At 53.2% G+C, this 6,205-nt stretch carries 8 protein-coding genes; all 8 read right to left on the reverse strand.

Translation table 11 applies throughout. The features are described from left to right. Positions 1 to 88 precede the first annotated feature (88 nt). Positions 89 to 355: a YfhL family 4Fe-4S dicluster ferredoxin gene (locus Q8Q07_05665; GenBank protein MDP3879778.1), complete on the reverse strand. Its 267-nt coding sequence runs from the start codon at positions 353 to 355 to the stop codon at positions 89 to 91. A 50-nt stretch (positions 356 to 405) separates the two neighbouring features. After that, positions 406 to 891 (reverse strand): pantetheine-phosphate adenylyltransferase, encoded by a 486-nt coding sequence (gene coaD / locus Q8Q07_05670; protein ID MDP3879779.1) that lies wholly within the window; start codon positions 889 to 891, stop codon positions 406 to 408. Beyond that, positions 888 to 1,442 (reverse strand): 16S rRNA (guanine(966)-N(2))-methyltransferase RsmD, encoded by a 555-nt coding sequence (gene rsmD / locus Q8Q07_05675; GenBank protein ID MDP3879780.1) that lies wholly within the window; start codon positions 1,440 to 1,442, stop codon positions 888 to 890. Before rsmD ends, coaD begins: the two co-directional genes overlap by 4 nt. Positions 1,443 to 1,480: 38 nt before the next feature. Then, positions 1,481 to 2,176, reverse strand: a complete 696-nt coding sequence (locus Q8Q07_05680; GenBank protein ID MDP3879781.1) for an MBL fold metallo-hydrolase — start codon at positions 2,174 to 2,176, stop codon at positions 1,481 to 1,483. 76 nt (positions 2,177 to 2,252) lie between these two features. Then, positions 2,253 to 3,608, reverse strand: coding sequence for an adenylosuccinate lyase (gene purB, locus Q8Q07_05685; GenBank protein ID MDP3879782.1), 1,356 nt, complete (start codon positions 3,606 to 3,608; stop codon positions 2,253 to 2,255). After that, positions 3,601 to 4,068: a 5-(carboxyamino)imidazole ribonucleotide mutase gene (gene purE / locus Q8Q07_05690; protein ID MDP3879783.1), complete on the reverse strand. Its 468-nt coding sequence runs from the start codon at positions 4,066 to 4,068 to the stop codon at positions 3,601 to 3,603. Before purE ends, purB begins: the two co-directional genes overlap by 8 nt. 254 nt (positions 4,069 to 4,322) lie before the next feature. Then, positions 4,323 to 5,591, reverse strand: a complete 1,269-nt coding sequence (purD, locus tag Q8Q07_05695; GenBank protein ID MDP3879784.1) for a phosphoribosylamine--glycine ligase — start codon at positions 5,589 to 5,591, stop codon at positions 4,323 to 4,325. Between the two features lie 92 nt (positions 5,592 to 5,683). Continuing rightward, positions 5,684 to 5,971: a GIY-YIG nuclease family protein gene (locus tag Q8Q07_05700; protein MDP3879785.1), complete on the reverse strand. Its 288-nt coding sequence runs from the start codon at positions 5,969 to 5,971 to the stop codon at positions 5,684 to 5,686. Positions 5,972 to 6,205: the final 234 nt, after the last annotated feature.

Consider the following 6,205-nt stretch of genomic DNA (forward strand, 5'->3'; position numbering starts at 1 on the left):
GCCCTGAGCTTGTCGAAGGGCGCGCCGGTGGTTCGACAAGCTCACCACGAACGGTGCGCATAAGATAACTCAATTACGAAACTAAGCATTAGGTGACGACCGGGGTCTCACCCGGATGCAGACCCTTCCACCTCTCCAGCAGCGTTTCCCGGCTTTCCTTGTGAGACGAATCAGATACGCAGGCGTCTACGGGACATACCGCCGCACACTGTGAAGAGTCAAAAGAACCGACACATTCCGTACATTTGCTGGGATCGATTACATAAATTGTCTCCCCTTCGCTGATTGCTTGATTGGGGCACTCCGGTTCACAGGCTCCACAGCTAATACAATCATCCGTAATTTTGTAGGCCATACAACATACCTCCTTAATTTCCTGCGGGAAATTTTTTCCCTTTTTTATTTTTAAACTTTACTATGCACTCTCTCTTTTAAGACTAACGCCACAGCTTGAGGAACCAGGTCATCAACACAACCACCCAGCCCGACCACTTCCTTAAGCAAGCTGGAACTGAGGAACTGGTACTTCAGGCTGGCCATTAAGCAGACCAGCTCACAATCGGGAGCCAGCTTCTTGTTCATCAGCGCCATCTCGAACTCACGCTCAAAGTCAGCGCCTACCCTTAATCCGCGCACCAGTGTTTTAGCGCCTATTTGCCGGGCAAAATCGACAGTCAGACCACTGAATGGTTCCACTTCGACATTGGACAAACCGGCAATTGCCTGCCTCGCCAGATCTACCCTCTCATCGGTATTAAATAACAGGTTCTTGATTGGGGCATCATAGACACCAATGACAACCTTCCGGAAAAGCCGGGCGGCCCTGGCGGCGATATCCAGATGCCCGTTGGTTATCGGGTCGAATGTCCCCGGATAAAGAGCGATGGTCACGCTTTAACCTCCTTTCGATATACTGCGATGCAACTGTCACCGTGACGGTATTCTTTAACCAGATTTAACGGCGGGTAAGCCGGGCTCAGAGAGAGATGAGGAGAATGAGTTACCACCAGGGTGGTGTCCGCCCCGACTAGTTTAGAGGTTGCTAATTGTTCCACCAGATTACCTATTAATGAGTTAGAGTAAGGCGGGTCCATCAGAATAATTCCATACTCCTTATCAAGAAAGGAAAGGGCTTTAACTACGCTGCAGCAATAAACATGCGCCCTTGCTGACAGCCTGGTCTTTTCCAAATTTTCCCTAATTATAGCACAACAGCGCGGTTCATGTTCAACAAAGTCAGCCCAGCCGGCACCACGGCTCAAAGCCTCAATACCAAGGGCGCCGCTACCGGAAAATAAATCAAGCACCTGCTCCCAGTTTCCGGTAAGATTCTCCAGTATAGAAAAAATTGCCCCCCTTACTAAATCAGTCGCCGGACGGGTAGCACTTCTCTGTGGTACTTTAAGCCGGTGCCCTTTGGCTGTACCAGCAATAACTCGCATTTTATCATATCTATGATAGTCAGTTGAAGCGGCTGTTGTCAATCCTTGATTCCGGCTAAAAATTGCCGCATCTTGAGGCGAACATCCCCGGTCAACGGCCGGCCGTGCCCGAAACACAGGATTTCAAAATCCAAACGGGACATCTTTTTTACCGACGCCAGGGCTTGCGCCAGGTCAGCGCTGGCCCCTTTCAGTGGCAGCCAGTGGCGTTTATTCAGGGCATCGCCAACTATCAGCAGCTTATTTGCCGGGGAAAAAAGACTGATGCTTCCCGCCGTATGTCCCGGCGTATGGACAATCTCAAGCCCGCCCAGCACCTCAAGAATCTCTCCTCCCTCCAGTCTAATATCCTTATCACTGTCCCGGATGAAGAAGACCGAGCGTAAAGCAGACAGGAAAGGGATCCGGAGCAACCACCGGATTATCACGGGATAGGACGGTGAGTCTTTAAAATCACCGATATCATCCCGGTGAGCGGCGACTCTTGCCCGGGTAAGTCTTCTCAACTCGGGCAGCCCGCCAGAGTGGTCGACGTGATAATGGGTGACAATAATAAGGCTGATCTCCTCAATGGAACGTCCCAGACTGCGGATAAAGTCGGCTATCCGGGCTGAACTGCCGGGGAATCCGGTATCGATCAGCGTCAGCTTTTGCTCGACAATCAGTATTACATTAGCGCCCCTGATAGCAAGCTGATAAACATTGGGAATAACTTCCAGGGCACCCTTCTGCATCAGGCGGCTTGTTCGAGACAAGAGCGTCATTTTCTTAACAGTACGGCAGGCTAATTTCGCGGATACTTGACCCGAGCTATATTGTCCTGGGTGCCAGCTCGTCAGGCTCAACCCTGGTAAAAGTCTCCTGCCATTGAGCTTCGGTCAGGCCCAGCCGCTGGAAAATCTCGTCGATGTAACGCAAATAATACTGGTAGTCGAAAAGATTTTCCAGCTCTGCCGGTAGCAGTTGGGCGGTAACTTCCTTATCAGCACTCAATAAGGCAAGAAAGCTCTTATTCCCCTTCCATGATTTCATGGCGTTGCGCTGCACCAGTTCATAGGCTTCCTGCCGGCTCAACCCTTTATCTATCAAAGTCAGCATTACCCGCTGAGAGAAAATCAAGCCCCTGGTAAGCTCCAGATTGCGCTTCATCCGCGCCGGATATACCTGTAAGCCCTTCATCACCGAGGTAAAAACAGCCAGGGAATAATCGAGCAGGAGACAGGAATCGGGCAGGATAATACGCTCGGTAGAAGAGTGACTGATATCGCGCTCATGCCACAGGGCGATATTCTCCATTGAAGTAAGCGCGTAGCCCCTCATTAGCCGCGCCATGCCGCAGACCCGCTCGCAGAGCTCCGGGTTCCTTTTGTGAGGCATCGCCGAAGAGCCGGTCTGCCCGGCGGCAAAGGGTTCTTCCGCCTCCCGCGTCTCCGTCTTCTGTAACCCTCTAATCTCGGTAGCGAACTTCTCCAGGGAGCTGGCAATCAGCGCCAGGGTAGTCACAAACTGAGCGTGGCGGTCACGCTGCAATATCTGGTTTGACACCGGGGCGGGAGCCAGACCCAAAGCGGCACAGGCCTTCTCCTCAACCTCCGGAGACAGCGTGGCGTAGGTGCCAACCGCACCAGAAATCTTGCCCACGGCGATAGCTTTCACAGCCTCTTTGAGCCGCTGGCGGTTGCGGTTCATCTCTTCAACCCAAAGCGCCAGCTTCAGACCAAAGGAAATCGGCTCCGCGTGGATACCATGAGTGCGGCCAATCATCGGCGTATATTTATACTTAATCGCCTTTTCCGCCAGCACCGCCACCATATCTTTGATGTCCCGAATCAGCAAATCGGCAGCTTCCACCATCTGCAGGCTGAGGGCGGTATCCATGACATCCGAAGAAGTCATACCGAGGTGAATAAAGCGTGATTCCTCACCCAGACCCTCGGCAACAGCGCCCAGAAAAGCGGTCATATCATGGTGGGTCTCTTTAAGAATCGCCTCCATCCGCTTCAGATTGACCCGCGCCAGCTTGATACGGGGCACCGCTTCTCTGGGAATGACCCCTAAATCAGCCCAGGCTTCGCAAACGGCGATTTCCACCTCCAGCCACTTGGCGAACTTGTTTTCATCTGACCAGATCCTTTTCATCTCAGGTCTGGAATAGCGTTCAATCATCAGTTATCTCCTTTAATTCGCTCCGGTACCGCTGGTAAGCAGCCCTTATTGGCTCATACTTCAAGCCCAAGATTTCGGCGGCGAGGTAGGCGGCATTCCTGGCCCCGGCCGCCCCTATCGCCACACTGGCCACCGGTATTCCGGCGGGCATCTGCACGATAGAGTAGAGGGCATCAACCCCCTTCAACTCACTGCTGGCCAGGGGCACGCCGATGACCGGCAGCGTAGTCCAGCTAGCCAGTACACCGGGCAGGTGGGCAGCGCCGCCGGCAGCGGCGATGATAACCTCAATCCCCCGCCCCTGCGCCTCCATCCCGTACCGCCGGGCTTTCTCCGGGGTACGGTGGGCCGAAATAACATTGACCTCGTAATCAATGCCGAGTTCCTGCAACACGTCAAGGGTCAGTTGCATTACATCAGCGTCCGATTTTGAACCCATGAGCACGCCTACTTTGGGCATATCTACCTCACTCAATTATTTGGTAACCCTATCCCCTTCGTCAAGGGGAAGGGGATATTTTCCTGAAGAGTGGCTTCGCTCCTCGATTACGCATATCCTCTGTCATTCCGTACCCTGGCCTGTCGCCAGGACAGGCTTGATACGGAATCTAGGTGGAGTGACTGGATTCCGGCTTTCACCGGAATGACACCCATTTTCATAGCAATGACAGACTATGGTCAATCATTTTAGATTGGCATAATGTCTTTTTGATGTTACTTATTACTTATCAAAGCTATATCCCTTCGATAATGGCAGCCTTCGAAGTGGACCCGCGAGATATTATTATAAACTTTTTCCCTGGCTTGAGCCAGGGTCTTGCCAGTAGCCACCACCGTCAGCACCCGCCCACCGCCGGTCAGTACCTGCCCCGGTGTTTCTCCCGCCCTGGTTCCGCCATGAAAGACCAGGACATCTTTATCCAGGCTGTCCAGCCCGCTAACAGGGAAGCCGGTCTGGTAGCTACCGGGATAACCGCCCGAAGCCATAACCACGCCAACGCAGGCATCCGTAGTACACTCGATATTTAGTTGCGACAGAGTACCATCAATCACCGCCAGCATAATATCCACCAGGTCGGTCTTGAGTCTAGGCAGGATAACCTGAGTCTCCGGGTCACCGAAGCGGGCATTGAATTCAAGCACCTTCGGCCCCCCGACGGTAATCATCAGCCCGCCGTAGATGACACCACGGTAAGGCGCGCCCTCCCGACTCATCGCCCGCACCGTCGGTTCCATAATGGATTCGGCTACCCTGTTCGCCAGTTCCTCAGTGTGAAAATAGGGCGGGCTATAGCTGCCCATCCCCCCGGTATTGGGCCCCCGGTCTCCTTCATACACCCGCTTGTAATCGCAGGCATCCACCAGCGGAATAACGCTGCTGCCATCGGTGAAGGCAAAAGCGCTCATCTCCTTCCCTGATAGACACTCCTCGATGAGCACGCGGTCGCCAGCTTCTCCAAGTGTTCTGGCGGCCATGATGCTGTCCAGGGCTTCCAGCGCTTGAGATAGGGAATCAGCGACGACTACCCCCTTCCCCGCCGCCAGCCCGTCAGCCTTGACCACGACTGGAGGCGTCTGCTTTTCCAGGTACTCTCTCGCCTGCTGATAGTCAGTAAAGGTAACGCTTCGGGCGCAGGGAATGCCGTACTTCTGCATCAGGTCTTTGGCGAAAGCCTTGCTCGATTCGATACGGGCAGCGGCCCCGGTGGGGCCGAAAACGGGAATGCCCGCCCCTTGAAAACGGTCAACGATGCCTTCCGCCAGCGGCCCTTCCGGCCCCACCACCACCAGGTCAATCCTGTTTTTTCCGGCGGCTCTAACCAGTCCCTCGATGTCCTCGGCTTTTGTATCCAGGTTATGAGCAATTTGGGCGGTACCGGCATTACCCGGCGCCGCGTAGATTTCACCGGCTTTCGGGCTTTGCGCCAGTTTCCAGACCAGGGTATGCTCCCGGGCACCCCCCCCGACGACCAGTATCTTTATCTACCTCACCCCCTCTTCTATCTGCCTTCTCGTGTCATTGCGAGACCATCCCGATGAAATCGGAAGGCGAAGCAATCCGGGTGGGGCAAAAATCATAGCTTATCGCAAAGGTCGTACCAGTCTCTATTTATAGCATCAATAAGGTTTACCTTATCTTGCCTTGAACCAGCTTTGATTTGCTTCTCCCTCATAATAGCACCCTCGATATCATCGCACATCTCGTAATAGACGAGTCTGGTCAGGTTATATTTCTCTGTGAAACCTTTAACCAGCTTGTTCTTATGCTCATATACTCTTCTTTGCAAGTCATTAGTGACTCCGGTGTAAAGAACGCTATTATTATGGTTGGTCATTATATATACGTAATATTCCTTTTCCAATTTAACAAAAATGTTTCTGCCATGTTATTGCGAAATCATTTTAGCAAATATACCTTGTCATTGCGAGACCATCCGCCACAGGCGGAGGCTTCAGCCCGAGTTCAGCCCGAGGGCGAAGCAATCCGGGTGGCGGGGAAGGGTACCCCCCACACTTCCCAGATTGCCGCGTCGCGGAGTTTACACTGAGCGAAGAGAATGTGCTCCTCGCAATGACAAATAAAACCAACCAAACAG

This window comes from Dehalococcoidales bacterium (genome assembly GCA_030698765.1).
GTDB lineage: Bacteria > Chloroflexota > Dehalococcoidia > Dehalococcoidales > UBA2162 > JAUYMF01.